Origin of the sequence: Streptomyces sp. 2P-4, assembly GCF_030167965.1 — a bacterium.
Taxonomy (GTDB): Bacteria; Actinomycetota; Actinomycetes; order Streptomycetales; family Streptomycetaceae; genus Streptomyces; species Streptomyces globosus_A.
This window is the reverse complement of sequence record NZ_CP095011.1, coordinates 4091866-4116388: the sequence shown is the minus strand read 5'-3', so window position 1 is coordinate 4116388 and position 24523 is coordinate 4091866. Positions and strand designations below refer to the sequence as shown.

The window sequence follows — 24523 nt, the reverse complement described above, 5'->3', positions numbered from 1 at the left end:
TCACCCGACCCGCGGGCTCGCCGGCACGTCCGGCCGGCTCCTCTCACTGCAGGAGAGGACGGAGCCCGCGGGTCGCCTGCGTTTCCGCACGCCCGCGGCCCGGCGCGGCCCCGCGGCCGCGGCCCCTTACGGGCACAGGCGCTCGATGCGCCAGCCCGACCCCGCCCGGACGTAGTGCAGCCGGTCGTGCAGCCGGTTCTCGTGGCCCTGCCAGAACTCCACCTCGTCGGGCGCGACCCGGATCCCGCCCCACTCCGTCGGCACGGGGACCTGCTCGCCCTCCGGATACCGGGCCGCGAGCTCCGCGTACCGCCGGTCCAGCTCGGCCCGCGAGGGGATCACCCGGGACTGCTCGCTCGCCCAGGCGCCCAGCTGCGAGCCGTGCGGCCGCGACCGGAAGTAGGCCGCGGTCTCGTCGCGGCCCACCCGGGCCGCAGTGCCGGTGACGATGACCTGCCGGGCGATCGGGTGCCACGGGAAGAGCAGCGAGACCTGCGGGTTCGCGTCGATCTCGCGGCCCTTGCGGGAGCCGTAGTTCGTGTAGAAGACGAAGCCCCGCGCGTCGAACTGCTTCAGCAGCACCGTCCGCGAGCTGGGCCGGCCCGCGGCGTCCGCGGTGGAGACGACCATCGCGTTCGGCTCGAACAGGTGCGAGTCGGCTGCCTGCCGGAACCACAGGGCGAACTGCCGCATGGGGTCCTCGTCGAGGCCGTCCTCCAGGACGATCTCGGAACGGTACTGCTTGCGCATGGTGGAGGGATCAAGGTCCATGTCGGTCACGCGTGCCATCCTGCCGCAAGGGTGCTCCTGCGAGTGTGCCGTATGTCACGCTTCCGCCCGGGATCCGGAGCCGCCAAAATCTTGGGGCCGGTCGCCAGGCCCCCCGCGGGTGGGCGCCGGCCGTACCGGGCATCAACGGGGATGACCGCGCCGGACCGCGAGGCACGCCGGCAACCGCGTGTGTCCGCACTATCTGAGGAGCCGCCTGATGTCCGACTTCGTACCCGGGCTCGAGGGAGTCGTCGCGTTCGAAACGGAGATCGCCGAACCCGACAAGGAAGGCGGAGCCCTCCGCTACCGGGGTGTCGACATCGAGGACCTGGTGGGCCACGTCTCCTTCGGGAACGTGTGGGGCCTGCTGGTCGACGGGGCGTTCAACCCCGGCCTGCCGCCCGCCGAGCCCTTCCCGATCCCGGTCCACTCCGGCGACATCCGCGTCGACGTGCAGTCCGCGCTGGCCATGCTCGCCCCCGTCTGGGGGCTGAAACCGCTCCTCGACATCGACGAGCGGACCGCCCGCGACAACCTGGCCCGCGCCGCCGTCATGGCCCTGTCGTACGTGGCCCAGTCCGCGCGCGGGCAGGGCCTGCCGATGGTCCCGCAGCGGGAGATCGACAAGGCCGAGTCCGTCGTCGAGCGGTTCATGATCCGCTGGCGGGGCGAGCCGGACCCGCGGCACGTCAAGGCCGTCGACGCCTACTGGACCTCCGCCGCCGAGCACGGCATGAACGCCTCCACCTTCACCGCGCGCGTCATCGCCTCCACCGGCGCGGACGTCGCGGCCGCCCTGTCCGGTGCCGTCGGCGCCATGTCGGGGCCGCTGCACGGCGGGGCGCCGTCCCGCGTGCTCGGCATGATCGAGGAGATCGAGCGCACCGGCGACGCCGTCGCCTACGTGAAGAAGGCCCTCGACAAGGGCGAGCGGCTGATGGGCTTCGGCCACCGCGTCTACCGCGCCGAGGACCCGCGCGCCCGCGTCCTGCGGCGCACCGCCAAGGAGCTGGACGCCCCCCGCTACGAGGTGGCCGCCGCGCTGGAGAAGGCCGCCCTGGAGGAGCTGCACGCCCGCCGCCCCGACCGGGTTCTCGCCACGAACGTGGAGTTCTGGGCGGCGATCATGCTGGACTTCGCGGAGGTCCCGGCGCACATGTTCACCTCGATGTTCACCTGCGCCCGCACCGCGGGCTGGTCCGCGCACATCCTGGAGCAGAAGCGCACGGGCCGCCTGGTCCGCCCGTCCGCCCGCTACACCGGCCCGGGCAGGCGCAACCCGCAGGAGATCGAGGGCTACGCGGACATCGCCAGGACGGCCTGACCGCGACCCGCCCCGGGCGGCGGGCGGCGGGCGGCGGCCGGGGCCGGCCGCCCGTCAGCCCAGGGCGGCGTCCAGGATGCGGGTCCACTGGGCGACCACCCGGGCACGGCGGCCCGCGTCGTCGGTGAGGACGTTCGCCAGGCCCAGCCCGCGGGCCATGTCGAGGAAGCCCTGCACGGTCTCCCGTACGCCCGGCACCGACTCGTCCGCGCCCAGCAGCTGGACGGCCATCCGGTGCGTCTCCCGGCCAAGGCGCGCCTCCAGCCCGGCGACGCGGGGCCGCAGCTGCTCCTCGTGGGAGGCGGCGACCCACAGCTGGAGGGCGGCCCGGAACATCGGCCCGGTGTAGAGGTCGACCAGCGCCTCCACCACGGCGGCGCGGCCGCCGGGGCCGCCGCCCGCGGCCTCGGCGCGCCGCCGCTCGCGCAGCAGGGCGGCCGAGCGCTCCTCCGCCATGAACTCGACGGCCGCGGTGAAGAGGTCCTCACGGGTGCGGAAGTGGTGCTGGGCGGCGCCGCGGGAGACGCCGGCCCGCTCGGCGACGACGGCGACCGTGGAGCCGGCCCAGCCGTGTTCGGCGAGGCAGGTGATGGCGGCGTCCAGGAGGTGGCGGCGGGTGACGCGGCTGCGGGCCTGCTTCGGCGCGTTCCCGGGCCGGTCGTCGGGCGGGCCCTCCGCCGGCGCCGCTGCCGTGGCCGCGGCCGGCGTGCCGGTCACAGCGCCCACGCCGGGTCGCGGCGCTCCATGCGGGCGGTGATGCCCTCGCGGGCCTCCGCGGAGCCGAAATGCCGGGCCGACAGCTCCGCCAGGGCCGCCCCGTCGGCGGCCAGCGCCGCCCGTACGGGGGCGGTGACGAGCCGCTTGGTCGCGGCGAGGGCCTCGGGGCCGGCCTTGCGGAAGCCGTCCAGGACCGGGGCGAGTGCCTCGTCGACGTCCTCGCCGTGCACGGTGAGCAGGCCGATGCGGGCCGCCTCGGCGGCGTCGAAGGGCTCGCCGGCCAACAGGTAGCGGGCCGCGGCGCGCGGTTCCAGGCGGGGCAGCAGCGGCGCCGAGATCACCGCGGGGACGATGCCGAGGCGGGTCTCGGTGAAGGCGTACGTGGACTGCGGCCCGGCCGCGGCGACGTCGCAGACGCCGAGCAGGCCGAGGCCGCCCGCGCGGACGTGCCCGGTGACGCGGGCCGCGACGGGCCGGGGCAGTTCGGCGATCTCGCGGAGCAGGGCGAGGAAGTCGGCGGGGTCGCAGGGGTTCTTCAGGTCGGCTCCGGCGCAGAACGTGCCACCGGTGTGGGTGAGGACGACGGCGCGGACGGCCGGGTCGGCGGCGGCCGCGGCGAGCGCCGCGCGCAGCCCGGCCACGAGGGGGGCCGAGAGGGCGTTGCGGTTGGCCGGGGAGTCGAGGGCCAGGGTGGTGATGCCGTGTGCGTGCGCGGCGGTGACGAGGGCGTCGTCCTGCATGCCGCTCCTTTCGTGCGGGTCCGGTTCCGGCCGGGCCGGGCGGCGGCCGCGGGCCGCGGGCCGCCGCCCGGGTCGGTGCTGTCAGTACGACTTCGGCAGGCCGAGGGTCTGGTGCGAGACGAAGTTGAGGATCATCTCGCGGCTGACGGGGGCGATGCGGGCCACCCGGGAGGCGGTGACCAGGGAGGCCAGGCCGTACTCGCGGGTGAGGCCGTTGCCGCCCAGGGTGTGGACCGCCTGGTCCACGGCCTTCACACAGGCCTCGGCAGCAGCGTACTTCGCCATGTTGGCGGCCTCTCCGGCAGCCGCGTCGTCGCCGGCGTCGTAGAGGCGGGCGGCCTTCTGCATCATCAGGCGGGCCAGTTCGAGCTCGATGTGGGCGGCGGCGAGGGGGTGCGCGATGGCCTGGTGGGCGCCGATCGGCTCCGTCCACACCTGCCGGGTGCGGGCGTACTCGACGGCCCGGGCCAGGGCGTGGCGGCCGATGCCGACGGCGAACGCGGCGGTCATGATGCGCTCGGGGTTGAGGCCGGCGAAGAGCTGGAGGAGGCCCGTGTCGGGGGCTTCGGCCTGGCCGCCGCCGGTGTCGTCGGCGCCGACGAGTGCGGCGGCGGGCAGCCGCACCTCGTCCAGGACGAGTTCGAACTGCTTCTCCGCCGCCCGCAGTTCCATGTCGATGGGCGAGCGGGAGAAGCCGGGGGCGTCGCGGTCGACGATGAACAGGCAGGGCTTCAGCCGGCCGGTCCGGGCGTCCTCGGTGCGGCCCACGATCAGGGTGGCGTCGGCGAGGTCCACGCCGGAGACGAACACCTTGCGGCCGGTCAGCACCCAGTCGGAGCCGTCGCGGCGGGCGGTGGTGGTGATGCGGTGGGAGTTGGAGCCGGCGTCGGGCTCGGTGATGCCGAAGGCCATCATGCGGCTGCCGTCGGCGAGTCCGGGCAGCCAGGCCTGCTTCTGGGCCGGGGTGCCGAAGCGGGAGATGACGGTGCCGCAGATGGCCGGGGAGACGACCATCATCAGCAGCGGGCAGCCGGCGGCGCCGAGTTCCTCCAGGACGATGGACAGCTCGGCGATGCCGCCGCCCCCGCCGCCGTACTCCTCGGGCAGGTTGACGCCGAGGTAGCCGAGCTTGGCGGCGTCGGCCCACAGTTCGGCGGGCCGGCCGCCCTCCTCGGTGATGCGGGCGTGGTAGTCGCGGCCGTAGCGCTGCCCGAGGGCGGCGACGGCGGCGCGCAGCGCGCGGTGCTCTTCGGTTTCCGCGGCGGGCGCGGTGGCGGGGCTCATGGGCGGGTTTCCTCCTCCTGGACCACGGCGAGCAGGGCGCCGACCTCGACCTGGTGGCCGGGGCGGGCGTGGAGCGCGGTGAGCGTGCCGGAGGCGGGCGAGGTGACGCGGTGCTCCATCTTCATGGCCTCCAGCCAGAGCAGGGGCTGCCCGGCGGTGACGGTGTCGCCCGGCGCGAGGCCTTCGGCGACGCGGACGACGGTGCCGGGCATGGGGGCGAGCAGGGAGCCGGGCGGGGACGCGTCCTCGGGCTCGGCGAACCGGGGGACGGGGGTGAGGGTGTGGGAGGCGGGGGCGTCGCTGCCGGGGGCGGGGGCGGTGTCGACCCAGACCTCGCCCGCGCCGTCGTGCCGGTCCGGCCCGCCGTCCGCTGCCCGGTCCGGCCCGCGGTCCGGCCGGTGCGCGACGTGGAAGACGCGGCGGACGCCGTCCGCTTCGAGGACGACGCGGTCCGGTGCGGCGCCCAGGACGCGGACGTCCGGCAGGTCCGGGAGCTGCGGCGGCCCGCCGCGGACGGGCAGGTAGCGGACCTCGTGCTCGGTGTCCCCGATGCGGTAGCGGCGGGACTGCGGGCCGGAGCGGATGTTGCGCCAGCCGCCCAGGCGGGCGGCGAGCGGGGCGCCGGCGGCGGGTGCGGCGGCGGCGAGCGCGGCGGCCGCGGCGGCGAGGGCGGCGGCCCGGCCGGCGTCGGGGGCGGGCGCGGTGAGCGCGGCGAGGTGGCGGTCGTAGAAGCCGGTGTCGGGGGTGGAGGCGGTGAACTCCGGGTGCCGCAGGGTGCGTACGAGGAGGTCGCGGTTGGTGGCGACGCCGTGGATCCGGGCGCCGGCCAGGGCCCGGGCGAGGGTGCGGACGGCTTCGGCGCGGGTCGGGGCGTGGGCGACGACCTTGGCGAGCATCGGGTCGTAGTGGACGCCGACCCGGTCGCCCGCGGCGTACCCGGCGTCGACGCGGACCGCGGCGGTCCCGGCGGGGCCGCCGGCGGCGGCCGGTACGGGTACGGGTGCGGCGGCCGCCGGGATGTCGAAGGCGGCCAGGGTGCCGGCCTGCGGGCGCCAGTCCTGCGCCGGGTCCTCCGCGTACAGGCGGGCCTCGACGGCGTGTCCGGCGGGCTCGGGCGGCTCCGGCGGGAGGGCCGCGCCCTCGGCGATGCGGATCTGGAGGGCGACGAGGTCGACGCCGTGGACGGCCTCGGTGACGGGGTGCTCGACCTGGAGGCGGGTGTTCATCTCCAGGAAGTACGGGCGCCCGTCGGCGGCGAGCAGGAACTCGACCGTGCCCGCCCCCCGGTAGCCGACGGCCCGGGCGGCCGCGGCGGCCGCCTCGTGCAGGGTGCGGCGCAGGGCGTCGGGGAGGCCGGGCGCCGGGGCCTCCTCGACGACCTTCTGGTGGCGGCGCTGGAGCGAGCAGTCGCGGGTGCCGAGCGCCCACACGGTGCCGTGCCCGTCGGCGAGGACCTGCACCTCCACGTGGCGGCCGCGCTCGACGTACGGCTCGGCGAAGACCTCGCCGTCGCCGAACGCGGACCGGGCCTCGGCTGCTGCCGCGTCGAGCGCGGGCTTCAGCGCGTCGAGGTCGCGGACGACGCGCATGCCGCGCCCGCCGCCGCCCGCAGCGGCCTTCAGCAGCAGCGGCAGGTCGGCGGCGGTGGCCGCCGCCGGGTCGACGGGGTCGAGGAGCGGCACCCCGGCGGCCCGCATCAGCTCCTTGGCGCGGGTCTTCGAGGCCATCGCCTCGATCGCGTCGGGCGGCGGGCCGATCCAGGCCAGGCCGGCGGCCAGGACGTCGCGGGCGAAGGCGGCGTTCTCGGAGAGGAAGCCGTAGCCGGGGTGGACGGCGTCCGCGCCGGCGGCCCGCGCCGCCGCGACGAGGAGGTCGCCGCGCAGGTAGGTGTCGGCCGGGGCGGCGCCCGGCAGGCGTACGGCCGCGTCGGCCTCGCGGACGTGCAGGGCTCCGGCGTCGGGGTCGGAGTGGACGGCGACGGTCGCGAGGCCCATGGCGCGGGCCGTGCGGAAGACGCGGACGGCGATCTCGCCGCGGTTCGCGACGAGGACGGAGGTGATCGGCACGGTCGTGGTCGTGGTCATGGGTCGGTCACTCACATCCGGAAGACGCCGAAGCCGCCACGGGCGCCCTCGACGGGGGCGTTGTGGACGGCCGAGAGGCACAGGCCGAGGACGGTGCGGGTGTCGCGGGGGTCGATGACCCCGTCGTCGTACAGCCGCCCGGAGAGGAACACCGGCAGGGACTCGGCCTCGATCTGCGCCTCGACGAAGGCGCGCATCCCGGCGTCGGCCTCCTCGTCGTACGGATTGCCCTTCGCGGCGGCGGACTGCCGGGCCACGATGGACAGCACCCCGGCGAGCTGCTGCGGTCCCATGACGGCGGACTTGGCGCTGGGCCAGGCGAACAGGAAGCGGGGCTCGTAGGCGCGGCCGCACATGCCGTAGTGGCCGGCCCCGTAGCTGGCGCCGATGAGGACGGACAGGTGGGGGACGCGGGAGTTGGAGACCGCGTTGATCATCATCGCGCCGTGTTTGATGATGCCGCCCTGCTCGTACTCCCTGCCCACCATGTAGCCGGTGGTGTTGTGGAGGAACAGCAGCGGGATGTCGCGCTGGTTGGCGAGCTGGATGAACTGGGCGGCCTTCTGCGACTCGGCGCTGAACAACACGCCGCGGGCGTTGGCGAGGACGCCGACCGGCCAGCCGTGCAGGCGGGCCCAGCCGGTGACGAGGCTGCTGCCGTAGAGGGGCTTGAACTCGTCGAAGTCGGAGCCGTCGACGATGCGGGCGATGACCTCGCGCGGGTCGAAGGGGGTGCGCAGGTCCTCGGGGACGATCCCGAGGAGTTCCTCCGCGTCGTACAGCGGTTCCTCGGCGGCCGGCGGCGCCGGGTGGGCGCGGCGGTGCTCCAGGCGGGCGACGATGCGGCGGGCGCGTCGGATCGCGTCGGGCTCGTCGAGGGCGTGGTGGTCGGCGAGGCCGGAGGTGCGGGCGTGCATGTCGGCGCCGCCCAGGGACTCGTCGTCGCTCTCCTCGCCGGTGGCCATCCTCACGAGCGGCGGACCGCCGAGGAACACCTTCGACCGGCCCTTGATCATGACGGTGTGGTCGGACATGCCGGGGACGTACGCGCCTCCGGCGGTCGAGTTGCCGAAGACGACGGCGACGGTGGGCACGCCGGCGGCCGACAGGCGTGTGAGGTCGCGGAAGAGCGCCCCGCCCGGGATGAAGATCTCCTTCTGGGAGGGCAGGTCGGCGCCTCCGGACTCGACGAGGCTGATGAGCGGGAGCCGGTTGCGCAGGGCGATCTCGTTGGCCCGCAGGGCCTTCTTCAGCGTCCACGGGTTGGAGGCGCCGCCGCGGACGGTGGGGTCGTTGGCGGTGATGACGCATTCGGTGCCCTCGACGGTGCCGATGCCGGTGACGAGGGACGCGCCGACCGGGTGGTCGCTGCCCCAGGCGGCGAGCGGGGACAGCTCCAGGAACGGCGTGTCCGGATCGACGAGCAGCTCGATCCGCTCCCGGGCGGGGAGCTTGCCGCGGTCGCGGTGGCGGGCCGTGTACTTCTCGCCGCCGCCGGCCAGCGCCTTGGCGTGCTCGGCGTCGAGGGCGGCGAGGCGTTCGAGGGCGGCGCCGCGGGCGGCCGCGTACTCGGGGGCGCGGGGGTCCACGGCGGTGCTGAGGCGGGTCATGGTCCGGTCCCCTCCGGGGCGGGCAGCAGGTGGGCGGGGATGTCGAGCAGGCGGGAGCGCAGCCATTCGCCGAGCGCCTTGGCCTGCGGGTCGAAGCGGTGGGCGGAGGCGGCGCCGGCGCCGAGGACGCCCTCGACGGTGAAGTTCAGGGCGCGGAGGTTCGGCAGGACGTGCCGGGTGACGGTCAGGCCGCGGACCTCGGGGAGGAGGTCGCGCAGCCGGTCCTCGGTGAGGGTGGCGTGCAGCCACGGCCAGGCGGCGGGGTCCTCGGCCCAGACGCCGATGTTGGCGTCGCCGCCCTTGTCGCCGCTGCGGGCGCCGGCGACCAGGCCCAGGGGGGCGCGGCGGACGGGGGCCGGCGGGGCGGGCGGCTTCGGTGGGGCGGAGGGGCCGGGTGGCTCGGCTGTGGCGGGGGCTCCGGCCGGGGCGGCCTGCCGCGGCCGGCCGCCCGCCGGGACCGGGATGCGGGTGCCGTCCGCGAGGACCGCGGCCGCGGCGACGGCTTCGGCGGGGACGGCGCCGGCCTCGAACATCCCGTACGGCTGGGCCGGACCGGGCGGGGCCGTCACGTGGAAGCCGGGGTAGCTGCCGAGGGCCAGTTCGACGGCGGCGGAGGTCAGGGCCCGTCCCACCCGCTCGGCGGAGGGGTCGCGGACCGCCAGCCGCAGCAGGGCGCTCGCCTCCTCCTGCGTGTCGGCGTCCCCGTGGTCGGTGCGGGCGAGCGTCCACCGTACGGAGGCCACCGGGGCGAGCGCGTCGGCCAGTTGCTCCCGGACGAGGGCCGCCTTCGCCTCGATGTCCAGGCCCGTCAGGACGAAGACGACCTCGTTGCGCCAGCCGCCGATACGGGTCACCCCCGCCTTCAGGGTGTCCGGCGGCGGCTCCCCCGCCGTGCCGGCGACGGCGACCCGGTCGGGTCCGGCGTCCGCGAGGCGGACGGTGTCCAGCCGGGCGGTGACGTCCGGGCCCCGGTAGCGGGCGCCCTGCGTCTCGTACAGGAGTTGGGCCGTGACCGTGCCGACGGTGACCGCGCCGCCCGTCCCCGGGTGCTTGGTGATCACGCAGGAGCCGTCCTGCGCGATCTCGGCGAGGGGGAAGCCGGGGCGCCGTACGTCGTGCGCGGTGAAGAACGGGTAGTTCCCGCCGGTGGCCTGCGTGCCGCACTCCAGGATGTGGCCCGCGACGACGGCCCCGGCAAGCCGGTCGTGGTCGTCGGCCGCCCAGTCGAACCACCAGGCGGCCGGGCCGGAGACGAGGGCCGCGTCCGTGACCCGGCCCGTGACCACGATGTCGGCGCCCGCGCGCAGGCAGGCCGTGATCCCGGCGCCGCCGAGGTAGGCGTTGGCGGTCAGCGCGCCCTCGCCCCAGGGCATCAGGTCGTCGCCCTCGACGTGCGCGACGGAGACCGGGACGCCGGCCTTGGCGGCGAGGCCGCGGACCGCCTCGGCGAGGCCGGCCGGGTTGAGGCCCCCCGCGTTCGCGACGATCCGCACGCCCCGATCACGGGCCAGGCCCAGGCAGTCCTCCATCTGCCGCAGGAACGTCTTCGCGTAGCCCGCGGCCGGGTCCTTCAGGCGGTCCCGGCCGAGGATCAGCATGGTCAGCTCGGCCAGGTAGTCCCCGGTCAGGACGTCCAGCGGGCCGCCGGTGAGCATCTCGCGCAGGGCGTCGAAGCGGTCCCCGTAGAAGCCGGAGGCGTTCCCGATGCGCAGCGGGCGCCGGGGCTCCGGTCCGCCCGCAGCGCCCGGTCCGGCGCCCGGTCCGGCGCCCGTCACCGGGCGGTCCGGGGTGCGCGGCCCGGTCCCGCCGGGCCGGCGAACGCCTGGGCCACGTCCAGCCAGCGGTCGGCGTCGGCGCCCTCGGCCGCCAGGGCCAGGTCGGCGCGGTGGGCGCGCCGGGTGGCCAGCAGGCAGAAGTCCAGGGCGGGCCCGGTCACGCGCTGGGCGGCGTCCGGCGGCCCGTACGTCCACGGCTCCCCGCCGTCCGGCGGGACCAGCTCGACGCGGAACTCCTCGGCGGGCGGCGGGAGTTCCCACACGGAGAAGGCGTAGTCGCGGGCTCGTACGCCGATCCGGGCGACGTGCCGCAGCCGCGCGGTCGGGGTGCGGCGCACACCGAGGGCGTCCGCGATGTCCAGGCCGTGGGCCCAGGTCTCCATCAGGCGGGCGCTCGCCATCGACGCGGCCTTCATCGGCGGCCCGTACCAGGGGAACCGGGCGTCGGCCGGGGCGGCCGCCAGGGCCGCGCCGAGTGCGGCGCGGCCGGCGCGCCAGCGGGCCAGCAGGTCCGCCGGCGCCAGCGCGGCCCCCTCCTCGGCGCCCTCGTCCACGAAGGCCGCCGGGGAGCGCAGGGCGGCCTCGACGAGGCGGGCGAAGCCGGGCGCGTCCGTGAGGGAGACGAGGGCGGCCCGGTCGGTCCAGTGCAGGTGGGCGATCTGGTGCGCGACGGTCCAGCGGGCTGCGGGCGTGGGCTTCGCCCAGGCGGCGTCCGGAAGACCGGTGACCAGGGCTTCGACTTCCATGCCCTCCTCGCGCAGATCGGCGAGGACGGCGGCGGGCGGATCGAGTGGCACGACGGGGCTCCCCTCTCGGCGTGAGGGGAAGAGTGGCAGCGCGCGGCAAAACAATCAAGCGTGCTTGCATGATTCGGCGGAGGAGCACCGCGTTCCCGCCAGCCGCGGCAACTCCGCCGTATCCCGCGGGACTTGGAGCCGAGGCCCGGATCCGGCAGGCGTTGCGGGCTGCGGCCCCGAACGCACGGGGGCCGGATCCGGCCGTCCACCGCGAAGGCGCGAACACGCCGGGTAGCGGTGCGGATACTGAACGCTTCGGCCCCCCGCTCCCGGGCCCGGCCGGGCCCCGGCACCGCACCGCACCGCCGTCCACGTCACCCGACGCACGTCCACGTCACCGACGCAGAGGATGAACAAGCCGTGACCCCAGCCGACTTCTCGCTCCACCCCGACCTCGACGCGACCGCCCTCGCCGCGTTCACCGCCGCCCTGGAGAGCGGCGACACCGGCAGCCTGCCGCCCGCCCGCGCCGCCCAGGCCGCCGAATGCCGCGCCGCCGCCTCCTTCGGCCGCGTCAAGGTCGCCGGGGCCGAAGGCCACCTCCTGGACGGCGCGCTGTGGCGGCACCCCGGCGGCGCCTCGCGGCCCCTGGTCGTGATGCCCTCGCCGTGGAGCGACCTGGGCTGGCTCGCGTACGCCGTCCAGGCGAGCGTGTTCGCGGCCCGCGGGTACAACGTCCTCGCCTACAGCGCCCGCGGGTTCGGCGCCTCCGAGGGCGAGGCGGACGTGGCCGGGCCGCTCGACACCGCCGACGGCAGCCGCGCCCTGGACCACCTCGTGGAGCGCACCGCCGGGCCCGTCAGCCGCATCGGGTTCCTCGGCGAGGGGTACGGCGCGGCCATCGCCCTGCTCACCGCCGCCCACGACAGCCGGGTCGACGCGGTGGCCGCGCTCAGCGGCTGGTGCGACCTCGGCGAGGTCCTCGTCGAGAACCGGACCCGGCACACCGCCGCCGTCGAGGCACTGCTGCGGTCGGCCGGCCGGGCCCGGCTGAGCCCCCGCGCACAGAGCGTGTTCGAGGACGTCGCCGCGGGCCGCGACATCGGGGCCGTGCTCCGCTGGGCGGCGCAGCGCTCGCCGTCCGCGCACGCCAAGGAGCTCGTACGGCGGCAGGTGCCGGTCTACTTCGCGCACGCCTGGCACGAGACGCTCTTCCCCGCCAACCAGACGCTGCGGCTGTTCGAGGAGCTGGCCGGGCCGAAGCGGATCGACCTGTCCGTCGGCGACCACGCCCTCCCGGAGGCGGCAGGGCTGGCCGGGCTGCCCAACCGGATCTGGACCACCGCGCACCGCTGGTTCGACCACCACCTCCGGGGTGCCGCGAACGGCATCGACGAGGAGGGCGAGGTGCTCGGCGAGGTCATGTGGTCCCGGACCCTGGAGCCCCGGCCCACCTGGCCGTCCGTCACCGACCACGTCCACCGCCTCTACCTGGCGGACGGCGGCGAGCTCGCCGACGCGCCCGAGGCGGGCTGGAGCGCGGGCGCCGTGTGCGGGGTCGACACGCCGGCGGTCGTCGCCGACGCGGTCGCCCGGTCCGGACACGCGGAGCTGGCGGGCCTGCCGCGGGCGTACCCGACCGGGGAGATCGACCGGGCCGTCACCGCGGTGTGGGTGGGGGACCCGGAGCCGGAGACGGCCCGGCTGCGCGGCACGCCCCGGCTGCGCGTCACGTACCGGACGGCGAACCCCCGCTCCGGGTTCGTCGCCTACCTGCTGGACGTGGCGCCCGACGGGACGGGCCGCCTCGTCACGCACGCCCCGTACGCCGACCTGGACTCGGCCCCCGGCAGCCTGGTCGCCGCGGACGTCGAACTCCAGGCCACCGCGTACGACGTGCCGCGCGGGAACCGGCTGATGCTGGTGGCGGCCGCCCGCGACCCGTTCTACGGGGACGTCAACCCGCCGCGCGCCACCCTGGCCTTCACCTCGCCGGAGGCGACGCCGTCGTACCTGGAGCTGCCGCTGGGCTGACGGTGCGGCCGGGACCCGCGGCGGTCAGGCGGTCCGTTCCCGTGCGCCCGCGCCCGCGCCCGCGCGGGAGCGGACCGCGCCCATGCTCGCCGCGATGACCAGCGCGATGGCAAGGGCGTCGAGCGCGCCGAGCGCCTGCCCGAGGACGAGGAACCCGGCGGTCGCCGCGATGGCCGGCTCCAGGCTCATCAGGACCGCGAAGGTCGGGGCGGGCAGCCGGCGCAGCGCGAGCAGTTCGAGGGTGTACGGCAGCACCGAGGACAGCACGGCGACGCCCGCGCCCAGCGCCAGCGTGCTCGGCTCCAGCAGCGCGGAGCCGGCCTCGGCCACGCCCAGCGGCAGGACGAGGACCGCGGCGACCGCCATGGCGAGAGCCAGGCCGTCCGCCTGCGGGAAGCGCCGGCCGGTGCGGGCGCTGAAGACGATGTACGCCGCCCACATCGCGCCCGCGCCGACCGCGAAGGCCGCGCCGAGCGGGTCGAGGCCGCCGAAGCCGCCCCCGCCGTGCCCGGCGAGCAGGGCGACGCCCGCCAGGGCCAGCGCGGCCCACAGCAGGTTGGCCAGGCGGCGGGAGGCGACGACGGACAGCACCAGCGGGCCGAGCACCTCCAGGGTGACGGCCGGGCCGAGCGGGATCCGGTCGATGGCCTGGTAGAAAAGCCCGTTCATGCCGGCCATGGCCATGCCGAAGGCGACGACGGTGCCCCAGTCGGCGCGCGTGTACCCGCGGACCTTCGGGCGGCACAGGAGCAGCAGCACCAGCGCGGCCGCCGCGAGGCGCAGCGCGACCACGCCCGACGCGCCCGCCCGCGGCATGATCACGACGGCGAGGGCGGCGCCGAACTGCACGGACACGCCCGCGGCGACGACCAGGGCGACCGGGCCGAGGCGGGCGCCGCGGCCCGCGGCCCGGGCGGAGGCGGCGGCTGCCGCGGCTTCCGGTTCCGGGCCGGCGGGGACGGCGGGACCTGCGTGCGTGCCCGCGGGGCCGGCCTCGCGGCCGGCCGGGCGGGCAGGGGCGGAGTGGGGCGCTGAGCTGGCTGCCGGCGGGCCGGCGGGTGGTACGGGCATTCCTCCACCCTAGGCCCCCGTAAGGACCGTCGCAGCATGTGCTTCCTTACAGCGGCCGCTCCGGGCGCTCCTGTGCAGGATTCCGCTCCGGCAGGGCTCCGGCGAGGACCTCGGCCAGGTGCCGGGCCCGTACGCCGCCGCCCAGCCCGGCGATCTGCGTCCGGCAGGAGAACCCGTCTGCCAGGACGACCGCCCCCGGCGGGGCGGCGCGCAGCGACGGCAGCAGCTGCTCCTCCGCGCAGGCCCGCGACACCTCCAGGTGCCCGCGCTCGAAGCCGAAGTTCCCGGCGAGGCCGCAGCAGCCGCCACTGAGCCCGCCCTCCAGCCCGGCCAGCGCGCGCAGCCGCCGGTCGGCTGCGTCGCCGAGGACGGCGTGCTGGTGGCAGTGGGTCTGCCCGACCGCCGGCCGGTCCACGCGCGGGGGCCGCCAGTGGGGCGCGTACTCCTGGAGCGCCTCGGCGAACGTCCGCACGGCCGCCGCGAGGCGCGCCGCCCGCGGGTCGCCCGGCAGCAGCGCCGGCAGGTCGGCGCGCAGGGCGGCCGCGCAGCTCGGCTCCAGGACGACGACCGGGCCGCGGACCGGGCCGACCGCGTCCAGGGTGCGGCGCAGCACGGCGCGGGCCCGGTCCAGGCGGCCGGTGGACACGTACGTCAGCCCGCAGCACACCCGCCCCGGCGGCACCCCGACCCGCAGCCCGGCCGCCTCCAGCACCGCGACGGCAGCCCGCCCCGCCTGCGGCGCCAGGTACTCGGTGAAGGTGTCCGGCCACAGCAGGACGCCCTCCCCCGCCCCACCGGACGGGCCCCGCCCGCGCCACCAGCGGGTGAACGTCCGGGCGGCCGGCCCCGGCAGCCGCCGCCCCGGCTCCAACCCGGCCAGCCGGGCCGCCCCCGGCAGCCCGGCCAGCGCCCCCGCCGGCCGCGCCAGCCGCAGCGCGGCGAGCACCCGCAGCCATGCGGGCAGCCCGCCCAGCGTGTAGTGGGCGAGCGGCCGGATCCGGCCCGCCCAGTGCCGGTCGAGGAACTCCGCCTTGTACGCGGCCATGTCCACGCCCACCGGGCAGTCGCTGCGGCAGCCCTTGCAGCACAGGCACAGGTCGAGGGCCTCGGCGACCTCCGCGGAGCGCCAGCCGTCCGGCAGCAGCTCCCCGGCGAGCATCTCGTGCAGCAGCCGCGCCCGGCCCCGCGTGGAGTGCCGCTCCTCGCCCGTGACCCGGTACGAGGGGCACATCACCCCGGCCGCGCCCGGATCCGCGGACCGGCACCTGGCGACGCCGACGCAGCGGGCGACCTCCGCGGCGAGCCCGGTGCGCGGCAGGACCTCGAAGCGGAGGTTCTCGTCGAGCCGGGCGGGCCGGACGAGGATGCCGGGGTTCATGCCGCGGTGCGGATCCCACACGTCCTTGTACCGGCCGAACAGGTCGATCACCCGCGGCCCGTACATCCGCGGCAGGAGCTCCGCCCGCGCCTGCCCGTCCCCGTGCTCCCCCGACAGCGAGCCGCCGTGCGCGACGACCAGGTCGGCGAGCTCGCCCGAGAACGCCCGGAAGCGCGCCACCCCCTCGCGGGAGACCAGGTCGAAGCCGATCCGCACGTGCACGCAGCCCTCGCCGAAGTGCCCGTACGGCGTCCCGCGCAGCCCGTGCGCGGCGAGGAGCGCCCGGAAGTCCCGCAGGTACGCCCCGAGCCGGGCCGGCGGCACCGCGCAGTCCTCCCAGCCGGGCCAGGCCAGGCCGCCGCCCGGCAGCAGGGTGGCGGTTCCGGCGGCGTCCTCCCGGATCCGCCACAGCGCCCGCTGCCCGGCCGGGTCGGCGACGACGAGCGTGTCGAGCGCGTCCGCCGTCCGGGCCAGGCGCCGCGCGGCCGCCTCGTCGGGCATCTCCGCGAACAGCCAGGCCGCGCCCCGGGGCAGGAGTCCCGCGCCGGCGGCGCCGGGCACCAGGTCCTCGGCCATCCCCTCGACGGTGAGCGGCCCGTACGGGAGCAGGCCCGCCGCCGCGTCCGCGGCCGCGCCCTCGCCGGCGTACCCGAGGACCGCGAGGGCCGGGGCCCGGGGCGCCTCGACGAGGCGGACCACGGCCTCGGTGACCACGCCGAGGGTGCCCTCGCTGCCGCAGAACGCGCGGGCCACCTGCGCCCCGCGCTCGGGCAGCAGTGCGTCCAGGCCGCCGTAGCCGGAGATCCGCCGTGTGAACGGCGCGCCGGCGGGGGCCGCCATGCCCGTCCGGAGCACCTCCAGGCTGCCCGCGACCAGTTCCCGCAGCCCGGGCGGCGCCCCCGCCCAGCCGGTGCCGATGCGGTGCACGGCGCCCCCGTACGCGACGACCTCCAGCTCGGCGACGTTGTCGGCGGTGGTCCCCCAGGCCACCGAGTGCGCCCCGCACGCGTTGTTGCCGATCATCCCGCCGAGGGTGCAGCGCGAACGGGTGGACGGGTCCGGGCCGAAGGCCAGTCCGTGCGGCCGCACCGCCTCCCGCAGCCGGTCCAGGACGAGGCCCGGCCGCACGACGGCGGTCCGGGCCGCCGGGTCGAGCGACACCAGGGCGTCCATGTGCCGGGTCAGGTCCAGCACCACGCCCGTGCCCGTCGCCTGGCCGGCGATGGACGTGCCGCCGCCGCGCGGCACGACAGGGACTCCGGCGTCCGCGCAGATCCGCAGCGCCGCCGACACGTCCGCGGTGTCGCGCGGGGCGACCACTCCGAGGGGGACCCGCCGGTAGTTCGACGCGTCCATCGTCACCAGGGCGCGCGCCGCGGCCCCGAAGTCCACCTCACCGCGCAGTGCGTCCCGCAATGTCCGCTCAAGGTCACCGGAATCGCTCACCCCTTCACCCTTCCACCGTGCGGCGCTCGTCTCACCGGGTGGACGCGCCTCCGACGGACGGTCCGCGACCGGATACGCTCCGCCCGTGGCTGAGATCCAGATTCCCGCTGACATCAAGCCCGCCGACGGACGCTTCGGCGCGGGCCCCTCCAAGGTGCGGACCGAGGCGCTGGACGCCCTCGCCGCCACCGGTACCTCCCTGCTCGGCACCTCCCACCGCCAGGCCCCGGTCAAGAACCTGGTCGGCTCGGTACGCCAGGGCATCCGGGACCTCTTCTCCCTCCCCGAGGGCTACGAGGTGGTGCTCGGCAACGGCGGCTCCACCGCCTTCTGGGACATCGCGACCGCCGGCCTCATCGAGCGCAAGTCCCAGCACCTCACCTTCGGCGAGTTCTCCTCGAAGTTCGCCAAGGCCGCCAAGCTGGCGCCGTGGCTGGACGAGCCGTCCGTGATCTCCTCCGAGCCCGGCACGCACCCGGACCCGGTCGCCGAGGCCGGGGTGGACGTGTACGCGTACACCCACAACGAGACCTCGACGGGCGTCGCCGCCCCGATCCGGCGAGTCGACGGCGCCGACGCCGGTTCGCTCGTCCTGGTGGACGCCACCTCGGGCGCCGGCGGCCTCCCCGTCGACATCACCGAGACCGACGTCTACTACTTCGCCCCGCAGAAGTCCTTCGCCTCCGAGGGCGGCCTGTGGCTCGCGGCGTTCTCCCCGGCCGCCCTGGAGCGCGCCGCGCGCGTCCACGCCTCCGGCCGGCACATCCCCGAGTTCTTCTCCCTGCCGACCGCCATCGACAACTCGCTGAAGAACCAGACGTACAACACGCCGTCCCTGTCGACGCTGTTCCTGCTGGACCAGCAGCTGAAGTGGATCAACGGCCAGGGCGGCCTGGACTGGGCGACCGCCCGCACGGCGGCCAGCGCCCGCACGCTGTACGGCTGGGCGGAGGCCTCCAAGTACGCCGCCCCGTTCGTCGCGGACCCCGCCAAGCGGTCCTCCGTCATCGGCACGATCGACTTCTCCGACGACGTCGACGCCGCGGCCGTCGCCAAGGTGCTCCGCGCCAACGGCATCGTCGACACCGAGCCGTACCGCAAGCTCGGCCGCAACCAGCTGCGCGTCGCGATGTTCCCCGCGGTCGACCCGGCCGACGTCGAGGCGCTGACCGCCTGCATCGACCACGTGATCGAGAAGCTCTGACGGGCGACCGCCCCGCCGGTCCCCGGCCCGCCCCGCCCGGGGCGGCGCCGGGCCCGGCCGCCCCGCCGTGCGGGTTGCGCACGCGATACCTTCAAGACCTCGGCAATTCTTGGAGGAAGCGGCGTGAGCGTGCGAGTGACGGCGGCCCCCGGCGGAGTGGACCCCTTCGGCACGGCCCGGCTGCGGCGCGGGGTCCTCGATTCGTGGGGTGCGGGCCCGTCCCGCTTCCGCGAGGACGCCAACGCCGAGGAGGACCTGGCCCTCGGCGGCTACCGTGACCGGCTCGTCGTCGAGTTGGCGCAGAACGCGGCCGACGCGGCCGCCCGCGCCCGGGTCCCCGGCCGCCTGCGGCTCACCCTGCACGCCGCCGGACAGGGCCGCGCCGTCCTCGCCGCCGCCAACACCGGCGCCCCCCTCGACGCCGCCGGCGTCGAATCGCTGAGCACCCTGCGCGCCTCCGCCAAACGCGAGTCGGCCGCCTCCGGCGACACCGTCGGCCGCTTCGGCGTCGGCTTCGCCGCCGTCCTCGCCGTCTCCGACGAGCCCGCCGTCCTCGGCCGCCACGGCGGCGTCCGCTGGTCCCTCGCCGAAGCCCGCGAACTGGCCCGCGAGGCCGCCGCGCACAGCCCCGGCCTCGGCGACGAACTCCGCCGCCGCGACGGCCACGTCCCGCTGCTGCGCCTCCCCCTGCCCGCCGAGGGCACCGCCCCCGAGGGCTACGACACCGTCGTCGTCCTCCCGCTGCGCGACGCCGCCGCCGAGGACCTCGTACAGAGGCTGCTGTCCGGGATCGACGACGCCCTGCTGCTGACCCTGCCCGGGCTCCACGAGATCACCGTCGACACCCCGCAGGACGGCACCCGCACCCTGCGCCGCGGCGCCGACGGCGCCTACACGGTGATCGAGGACTCCCGCGGCGGAACCCGCCGCTGGCGCACCGTCCGCCACACCGGCCCCACCCCTCCCGCGCTGCTCGCGGACCGGCCCGTCGAGGAACGGCTCCGCCCGTCCTGGACCGTCTCCTGGGCCGTCCCCGTCGACCCCGACGGCGCACCGCTGCACCCCGGCACCGCCCCCGTCGTGCACGCCCCGACCCCCACCGACGAGCCGCTCGGCATCCCCGCCCTGCTCATCGCCACCCTGCCGCTCGACACCGCCCGCCGGCACCCCGCCCCCGGACCGCTGACCGACTTCCTCACCGAGCGCGCCGCCGACGCGTACGCCGAACTCCTCGCCACCTGGGAGCCCGTCTCCACCGGCCTCCTCGACCTCGTCCCCGGGCCGCTCGGCAAGGGCGCCCTCGACGGCGCCCTCCGCACCGCCGTCCTCGCCCGCCTCCCCCGCACCGCGTTCCTCGCCCCGGCCGCCCCCGCCGTCCCGGACGCGGACACCGCCGGGGACGAGCCGGTACGGGCCGCGCTGCGCCCCTTCGAAGCAGAGGTCGTCGAGGGCGCCGGAGCCGACACCGTCCGCGTCCTCGCCGAGGTGCTGCCGACGCTGCTGCCCGGCGGACTGGAGCGCCGCACCGAGCTGCGCACCCTCGGGGTCGGGCGGCTGCCGCTCGGCGACGCCATCGAGCGGATCGCCGGCATCGAGCGCACCCCCGAGTGGTGGCACCGGCTGTACGGCACCCTGGCCGGCGTCGACCCCGACCGGCTCTCCGGACTGCCCGTCCCCCTCGCCGACGGCCGCACCACCATCGGGCCGCGGCACGTCCTCCTCCCCGAGGCCGACACCCCGAAGGACCTGGCCCGCCTCGGCCTGAAGGTCGCCCACCCGGACGCCGCGCACCCGCTGCTGGAGAAGCTCGGCGCCCTGCCCGCCACGCCCCGCGCCATCCTGACGACCCCGCAGGTGCGGGCCGCGGTCGCCGCGTCCCTCGACGCCGGCGAGGTGTGGGACGAGGACGCCCTCGACCCCGACGAGCTCGCCGACATCGTCCTCGGCCTGGTCCGCGACGCCGACCTCGCCCCCGGCGACGAGCCCTGGCTCGGCGCCCTCGCCCTGCCCGACGAGGACGGCGAACCCGCCCCCGCCGGCGAGCTGCTGCTGCCCGGCTCCCCCCTCGCCTCCGTCCTCCGCGAGGACGAGATCCCGTACGTGGACGCCGAACTCGCCGAACGCTGGGGCGCCCAGCCCCTGACCGCCTGCGGCGTGCTCGCCGAGTTCCAGCTGGTCCGCGCCGCCGACGTCGTCCTCGACCCCGACGAGCTCGAACCCCGCGACACCGACTACGCCGAACCGGACGACGTCGGCCTCCTCGACGCCGTCGACGTCTGGTGCGAGGACGTCCTCGACCAGCTCCCCGACACCCCGCTGCCGCCCGTCGCCACCGAGATCACCGCCGTCCGCGACCTCGACCTCGTCGACGACGACTGCTGGCCGCAGGCCCTCGCCATGCTCGCGCAGCCGCCGCTGCGCGACGCCCTCACCCAGCCCGTGCGGATCCTGCTCCCGGACGGCACCACCCGCTCCGTACGCCCGTACACCGCCTGGTGGCTGCGCGGACACCCCGTACTGGACGGCCGCCGCCCCGCCGGACTGCGCGCCGCCGGCACCGACCCGCTGCTCGTCGGCCTCTACACCTCCGCGGACGCCACCGGCTTCGAGGACGAGCAGGTCCTGCGCGCCCTCGGCGTCCGCACCTCGGTGTCCGCCCTCCTGGACGAGCCCGGCGGCGCGGCCGAACTCCTGGGCCGCCTCGCCGACCCCGACCGCGAGGTCACCGACCGCCAACTCCACGCCCTGTACGGGGCCCTGGCCGACCTGGACCCCGAGCAGGTCACCCTCCCGGACGACCTGCGCGCCGTGGTCGACGGCGAGGTCCGCGTCGTGGACGCCGCCGACGCGGTCATCGCCGACGCCCCCGACCTCCTGCCGCTCACCTCGGGCATGCCCCTCCTGCCGGTCGCCCCCACCCGCGCCGCCGACCTTGCCGACCTCCTCCAGGTCCGCCGCCTGTCGGAGACCGTCCCGGCCGAGGTCAGCTCCCCGGGCGAGGAACACGAGGTCCCGGAGGCCGTCCGCATCCTCCTCGGCCCGGGCACCCCGCACACCTACCTGGAACACGCCGAACTGGTTGCGGGCGGCGTGGAACTGGACTGGCGCCGCACCCCGGACGGCGTCCTGCACGCCTCCACCCTGGAGGGCGTCGCAGCCGGCCTCGCCTGGTCGGCGGGCCAGTGGCCCCGCCGCTTCGAGGTCGCCGCCCTCCTGGAGGACCCGTCCCGCACGGCGGAACTGGCCCGCGACCGCTGGTTCGACTAGTGCTGCACCAAGCCGTGTTCGCCCTGGCGTGGACATGTTGGGGCCCATGAGTGGGGGTGCCCGGCCAGACCTGGACGAGATCGAGGCATGCTTCGCTGCCGTGGTCGAGGGACGTTTGAGCCGGGATGCAGCTGACCGGTGGGCCGGACGCTGGGTGGTCGACGACACGCTTGCATGGGACGAACTGTCCTGGTGGGCGTTAAGGCTCCTCTACGGGATCGACCTGCGGATGGGACCCGAGGAGCCGTACCTGCACGACAACGAACAGGTACAGGAATGGCTGGAGGAACTACGGCGGCGCCGCACCGGGTGACGATCGCGAGGGTTGCGCGCCGTTGCGCCGCGTGGCCACCGCGGCGGCGCGGACAGCGGTGGTGTCACTCACTCCGGCACACGGCCGCTTCGAGTGCCGGGGGCAGCGGGTACGGCCGCTCCGCTGGGAGCAGCCGCTGTGCCTTCGCGGCCTGCCCGCCCTGGACGAGTGCCGCGGCCTTGCGGACGCGGGGCGTGAGGTCGGTCAGGCCGACCACCCAGTCGTCGGCGAAGGTGCGGATCAGGTGGCGGCCGATGCCGACCTGGATGCTGTAGTGGTTCAGCGCCGCCCCGCGCGGCGAGCGCTCCGGGTCCCACTGGACGTGTACGGCCGCCCCGGCCACCGCCGCCGGGTCAGCGGTCGTCAACACGGCCCGCGCCAACGCCTCCTCCCAGCCCGCCCGCGTCATGCGGACTGCGAGCACCCGCTCCTGTCCGGGCTTGCGGGCCCAGTTGCTGCGGTGCATCAGCCACAGGAACGACGGCTTCACCCACGTCATCCGCCGGAACGAGAACGGCGCGGTGAACCGCCCCGCCCGCAGCGCCGCATCGGCGATGGCGGGCGGGTACGCCTGGTAGACCACGATGGTCTGCGCGTCGAACTCGGCCCGTATCCGGTACTGCATCCCCACACTCCGCACCCTGCCATCCGTTGCGCGGACAAGGCGAGGGACTTTCCCCTTGCCTGGGTGTACGAGGCCACGACGTGGGTGACGCGGTCACGTAGTCGTGCGGCCGGCGGTTGTGGCGGGGCGTGTACGGCGTGATCCGTTGGTGCCGTGGGCCGAGGAGGGACCGGGCGAAAGCGTCGGCGCGGTAGCAGGGGCCGTTGTCGGGGACGTTCCGCTCGATGCGCGTGATACCAGGTGAGTTGCGGTGAACCATCGGTGTCAGCGGGCGTCGGGGCGCATCGCGGCCGCGGTGTCGGTGGTGACAGTGAGCGGGTCGGTGAGCGGTCGGCCCAGCAGTTGGACGAGGTCCGGGGTGGTGTTGCTGAGGAATCCGTGGCGGACACTGGATGCGATCGAGGCGACCATCGGCGGTTGGAACGGCAACAGGGTGTCATCGGCGAGGAGCCGGTCCCGGTATTCGCCGAGCCCGATCGAACGGTGGGTGACTCCGAGGCTTTCGGCGATGTCGGGCGCGGTGATCGGTTCGCCGACCAGGTCGTAGATCTTGCCTGCGTGCGCGGTCGGATTGCCGGCCACGACGGCTGCGGCTGCGGCCAGGTCTGCCCGCGCGACCGCGGAGAGCGCGCCGTCGCCGAACGCTGATTCCAGGCCGTCAGGGGTCCAGATCAGCAGCGTCGCGAAGAGTTCGGCGTAGAGCCCGTTCCGCAGGATCGTCCAGTCGAGGCCGCTGGCCTTGATCAGGTGCTCGGTGGCCCGGTGGGCGAGCGCGAAGCCGAGGTGGTCACCGCCGCCGGTGAGGCTGGTGTAGACCACGTGGGTCACGCCGTCGCGCACCGCGGCGTCAAGGACGGCCTGGTGACGAGCGATGACCTGGTCGTCCTCGGCATACCCCGCCGAGACGAGGACCAGCGTCGAAACGCCCGTGAGGTCGAGAGTTGCAGGGTCGTCGAAGTCGAGGCGCCGCTGCCCTTCGGCGGGCGATCGACTGCCGCCCAAGGCGGGCACCCTGCGCTCGCCCAACTCCTGGAGCGTGAGGGACGCGAGCTGTCCGTTCGCACCGGTGACCATGATCATGGTGGTTCCGTCTCCTACCGTGGTTCTCTTCGGTAACTACGGTGAGGATCTTCAACCGACTGCGGTCGGCTCACAAGGAGGCAGTTTCGTGTCACTGACGCACACCGGTGTAACCCCTGGAACCGCTGGAGCCGCCGAACTTGAGCCGTGCGGACAGCCGGACCACCCCGACTGCGGGATCAGGGACGTCCTCGACCGGGTGGGTGACAAGTGGTCGGTCCTCGTCATCGTCGAACTCGCCCACGGCCCGCGACGCTTTCGGCAGCTCCAGCGCGCCATCGATGGAATCTCCCAGCGCATGCTGACCCTGACGGTGCGCAGGCTGGAGCGGGACGGACTGGTCCTTCGGACCGTCTACCCGACCGTGCCGGCCCAGGTCGACTACCGCCTCACGGAGACCGGCGCGAGCCTCACCCACCTCGTCAAGGCGCTCGCCGACTGGTCACTCGAACACCGCGCAGGCATCGCACGGGCACGCGAATCCTACGACAGCGACCACCCTGGGAACGAGATCCGATGACCAGCGAAACGTCATCAACTCCCTGACCCGCCCCCCCTGGGGGCCATGGGTGTACAGGTCAGTCCAGGGGGATGGCCTGGTGTGCGGACACGATCTCGTCGATCCGCCGGGCGAGGTCGAAGTCGGCGGGCGTGAGCCGGTGGCCCGCGTCGTGCGTCGTGATGGAGGCGCGCAGGTGGTCCATGCGGAGGTCGAGGTCCGCGTGGTGTTGGATCCGCCGGGAGCGGTCCGCGATGGTGACGATGGCGGCCACCGCCGCGTGGTAGCGGATCGGGTACGTGCGGACGATCGTCTCCCCCTGCCGCTCCCATCCGGGCAGGGCGGCGATTTCCTGCTCGATCTCCGCGTCCGACAGCACCTTGAACCCGGCCATGTCAGTTCCCCCTCGGTCACGGGCGCCGGGATCCCGGCAAGTTCCCGGCCCACGGGGCATCCTGCCACCGCCCCCGCACTCGCGACCGACGGCTGCGCGGGGTCTGAAACCAGCCAGGCACTTTGTCGGCAGGGCTGCATCCCGTTCGGGTCGGCCGCCGCTGAACGGTG

At 75.9% G+C, this 24523-nt stretch carries 19 protein-coding genes and 1 pseudogene; 6 read left to right on the top strand and 14 right to left on the bottom strand.

Annotated elements, in window-relative coordinates:
- Nucleotides 1–126 precede the first annotated feature (126 nt).
- Nucleotides 127–789, bottom strand: a complete 663-nt coding sequence (pdxH, locus tag MUK52_RS18225; protein ID WP_472913220.1) for a pyridoxamine 5'-phosphate oxidase — start codon at nt 787–789, stop codon at nt 127–129.
- A gap of 199 nt (nt 790–988) precedes the next feature.
- Here pdxH and MUK52_RS18220 point away from each other — a divergent pair, with 199 nt between their 5' ends.
- A complete protein-coding gene (locus MUK52_RS18220) occupies nt 989–2095 on the top strand; it encodes a citrate synthase 2 (RefSeq protein ID WP_114058009.1) in 1107 nt (368 codons plus the stop codon).
- Between the two features lie 54 nt (nt 2096–2149).
- On the opposite strand, the gene MUK52_RS18215 is transcribed toward MUK52_RS18220, so the two are convergent.
- From MUK52_RS18215 to MUK52_RS18185, 7 genes are all read right to left on the bottom strand, one after another.
- Nucleotides 2150–2812 carry a TetR/AcrR family transcriptional regulator gene (locus MUK52_RS18215; RefSeq protein WP_502963627.1) on the bottom strand — a complete coding sequence of 221 codons (663 nt, stop codon included), beginning with the start codon at nt 2810–2812 and terminating at the stop codon, nt 2150–2152.
- Nucleotides 2809–3552, bottom strand: coding sequence for an enoyl-CoA hydratase family protein (locus tag MUK52_RS18210; protein WP_284578306.1), 744 nt, complete (start codon nt 3550–3552; stop codon nt 2809–2811). Before MUK52_RS18210 ends, MUK52_RS18215 begins: the two co-directional genes overlap by 4 nt.
- Nucleotides 3553–3633: 81 nt before the next feature.
- Complete coding sequence (locus MUK52_RS18205; RefSeq protein ID WP_114058012.1) at nt 3634–4836, bottom strand: acyl-CoA dehydrogenase family protein; 1203 nt, start codon at nt 4834–4836, stop codon at nt 3634–3636.
- Nucleotides 4833–6920 (bottom strand): ATP-binding protein, encoded by a 2088-nt coding sequence (locus tag MUK52_RS18200; protein ID WP_284578303.1) that lies wholly within the window; start codon nt 6918–6920, stop codon nt 4833–4835. The genes MUK52_RS18205 and MUK52_RS18200 overlap by 4 nt, the downstream gene beginning before the upstream one ends.
- An 11-nt stretch (nt 6921–6931) precedes the next feature.
- On the bottom strand, nt 6932–8530 hold the full coding sequence (locus MUK52_RS18195) for an acyl-CoA carboxylase subunit beta (RefSeq protein WP_114058014.1): 1599 nt from the start codon (nt 8528–8530) through the stop codon (nt 6932–6934).
- Nucleotides 8527–10305: an acyclic terpene utilization AtuA family protein gene (locus MUK52_RS18190; RefSeq protein WP_502963581.1), complete on the bottom strand. Its 1779-nt coding sequence runs from the start codon at nt 10303–10305 to the stop codon at nt 8527–8529. The genes MUK52_RS18195 and MUK52_RS18190 overlap by 4 nt, the downstream gene beginning before the upstream one ends.
- Nucleotides 10302–11051, bottom strand: coding sequence for a TIGR03084 family metal-binding protein (locus MUK52_RS18185; protein ID WP_114058992.1), 750 nt, complete (start codon nt 11049–11051; stop codon nt 10302–10304). Before MUK52_RS18185 ends, MUK52_RS18190 begins: the two co-directional genes overlap by 4 nt.
- A gap of 411 nt (nt 11052–11462) precedes the next feature.
- Between MUK52_RS18185 and MUK52_RS18180 the strand changes: the two genes are divergently transcribed.
- Nucleotides 11463–13076, top strand: coding sequence for a CocE/NonD family hydrolase (locus tag MUK52_RS18180; RefSeq protein WP_284578300.1), 1614 nt, complete (start codon nt 11463–11465; stop codon nt 13074–13076).
- 24 nt (nt 13077–13100) lie between these two features.
- On the opposite strand, the gene MUK52_RS18175 is transcribed toward MUK52_RS18180, so the two are convergent.
- Both MUK52_RS18175 and MUK52_RS18170 read right to left on the bottom strand, forming a co-directional pair.
- The gene (locus tag MUK52_RS18175) at nt 13101–14147 is read right to left on the bottom strand and encodes an EamA family transporter (RefSeq protein WP_284578297.1); all 1047 of its coding nucleotides are present in this window, start codon (nt 14145–14147) and stop codon (nt 13101–13103) included.
- Between the two features lie 46 nt (nt 14148–14193).
- Complete coding sequence (locus tag MUK52_RS18170; RefSeq protein ID WP_284578294.1) at nt 14194–16971, bottom strand: FAD-binding and (Fe-S)-binding domain-containing protein; 2778 nt, start codon at nt 16969–16971, stop codon at nt 14194–14196.
- An 85-nt stretch (nt 16972–17056) separates the two neighbouring features.
- Here MUK52_RS18170 and serC point away from each other — a divergent pair, with 85 nt between their 5' ends.
- From serC to MUK52_RS18155, 3 genes are all read left to right on the top strand, one after another.
- Nucleotides 17057–18175 (top strand): phosphoserine transaminase, encoded by a 1119-nt coding sequence (serC, locus tag MUK52_RS18165; protein ID WP_114058993.1) that lies wholly within the window; start codon nt 17057–17059, stop codon nt 18173–18175.
- Nucleotides 18176–18298: 123 nt separating this feature from the next.
- Nucleotides 18299–21442 (top strand): sacsin N-terminal ATP-binding-like domain-containing protein, encoded by a 3144-nt coding sequence (locus MUK52_RS18160; RefSeq protein WP_284578292.1) that lies wholly within the window; start codon nt 18299–18301, stop codon nt 21440–21442.
- A gap of 46 nt (nt 21443–21488) precedes the next feature.
- Nucleotides 21489–21755 (top strand): YxzC family protein, encoded by a 267-nt coding sequence (locus MUK52_RS18155; protein WP_284578290.1) that lies wholly within the window; start codon nt 21489–21491, stop codon nt 21753–21755.
- Between the two features lie 64 nt (nt 21756–21819).
- Here MUK52_RS18155 and MUK52_RS18150 read toward each other — a convergent pair whose 3' ends face one another.
- The 3 genes and pseudogenes from MUK52_RS18150 to MUK52_RS18140 all read right to left on the bottom strand — a co-directional run bounded on the left by MUK52_RS18150 (nt 21820) and on the right by MUK52_RS18140 (nt 23460).
- Nucleotides 21820–22380: a DUF4291 domain-containing protein gene (locus MUK52_RS18150; protein WP_502963580.1), complete on the bottom strand. Its 561-nt coding sequence runs from the start codon at nt 22378–22380 to the stop codon at nt 21820–21822.
- Nucleotides 22381–22477: 97 nt separating this feature from the next.
- Nucleotides 22478–22618: pseudogene (locus MUK52_RS18145) on the bottom strand (IS481 family transposase); the annotation flags it as partial.
- 26 nt (nt 22619–22644) lie between these two features.
- On the bottom strand, nt 22645–23460 hold the full coding sequence (locus MUK52_RS18140) for an NAD(P)H-binding protein (RefSeq protein ID WP_284578286.1): 816 nt from the start codon (nt 23458–23460) through the stop codon (nt 22645–22647).
- 88 nt (nt 23461–23548) lie between these two features.
- On the opposite strand from MUK52_RS18140, the gene MUK52_RS18135 reads away from it, so the two are divergent.
- Nucleotides 23549–23980, top strand: coding sequence for a winged helix-turn-helix transcriptional regulator (locus tag MUK52_RS18135; RefSeq protein WP_114058023.1), 432 nt, complete (start codon nt 23549–23551; stop codon nt 23978–23980).
- A 58-nt stretch (nt 23981–24038) separates the two neighbouring features.
- Here the strand turns inward: MUK52_RS18135 and MUK52_RS18130 are convergent, their stop codons facing one another.
- Nucleotides 24039–24353, bottom strand: a complete 315-nt coding sequence (locus MUK52_RS18130; protein WP_114058024.1) for a 4a-hydroxytetrahydrobiopterin dehydratase — start codon at nt 24351–24353, stop codon at nt 24039–24041.
- Nucleotides 24354–24523 lie beyond the last annotated feature (170 nt).

Bases quoted from the DNA above. Each gene is read 5' to 3' on its own strand.
- pdxH (WP_472913220.1), bottom strand. From the start codon at position 789: ATGGCACGCGTGACCGACATGGACCTTGATCCCTCCACCATGCGCAAG.
- MUK52_RS18220 (WP_114058009.1), top strand. From the start codon at position 989: ATGTCCGACTTCGTACCCGGGCTCGAGGGAGTCGTCGCGTTCGAAACG.
- MUK52_RS18210 (WP_284578306.1), bottom strand. From the start codon at position 3,552: ATGCAGGACGACGCCCTCGTCACCGCCGCGCACGCACACGGCATCACC.
- MUK52_RS18205 (WP_114058012.1), bottom strand. From the start codon at position 4,836: ATGAGCCCCGCCACCGCGCCCGCCGCGGAAACCGAAGAGCACCGCGCG.
- MUK52_RS18200 (WP_284578303.1), bottom strand. From the start codon at position 6,920: ATGACCACGACCACGACCGTGCCGATCACCTCCGTCCTCGTCGCGAAC.
- MUK52_RS18195 (WP_114058014.1), bottom strand. From the start codon at position 8,530: ATGACCCGCCTCAGCACCGCCGTGGACCCCCGCGCCCCCGAGTACGCG.
- MUK52_RS18185 (WP_114058992.1), bottom strand. From the start codon at position 11,051: ATGGAAGTCGAAGCCCTGGTCACCGGTCTTCCGGACGCCGCCTGGGCG.
- MUK52_RS18175 (WP_284578297.1), bottom strand. From the start codon at position 14,147: ATGCCCGTACCACCCGCCGGCCCGCCGGCAGCCAGCTCAGCGCCCCAC.
- MUK52_RS18155 (WP_284578290.1), top strand. From the start codon at position 21,489: ATGAGTGGGGGTGCCCGGCCAGACCTGGACGAGATCGAGGCATGCTTC.
- MUK52_RS18150 (WP_502963580.1), bottom strand. From the start codon at position 22,380: ATGCAGTACCGGATACGGGCCGAGTTCGACGCGCAGACCATCGTGGTC.
- MUK52_RS18140 (WP_284578286.1), bottom strand. From the start codon at position 23,460: ATGATCATGGTCACCGGTGCGAACGGACAGCTCGCGTCCCTCACGCTC.
- MUK52_RS18130 (WP_114058024.1), bottom strand. From the start codon at position 24,353: ATGGCCGGGTTCAAGGTGCTGTCGGACGCGGAGATCGAGCAGGAAATC.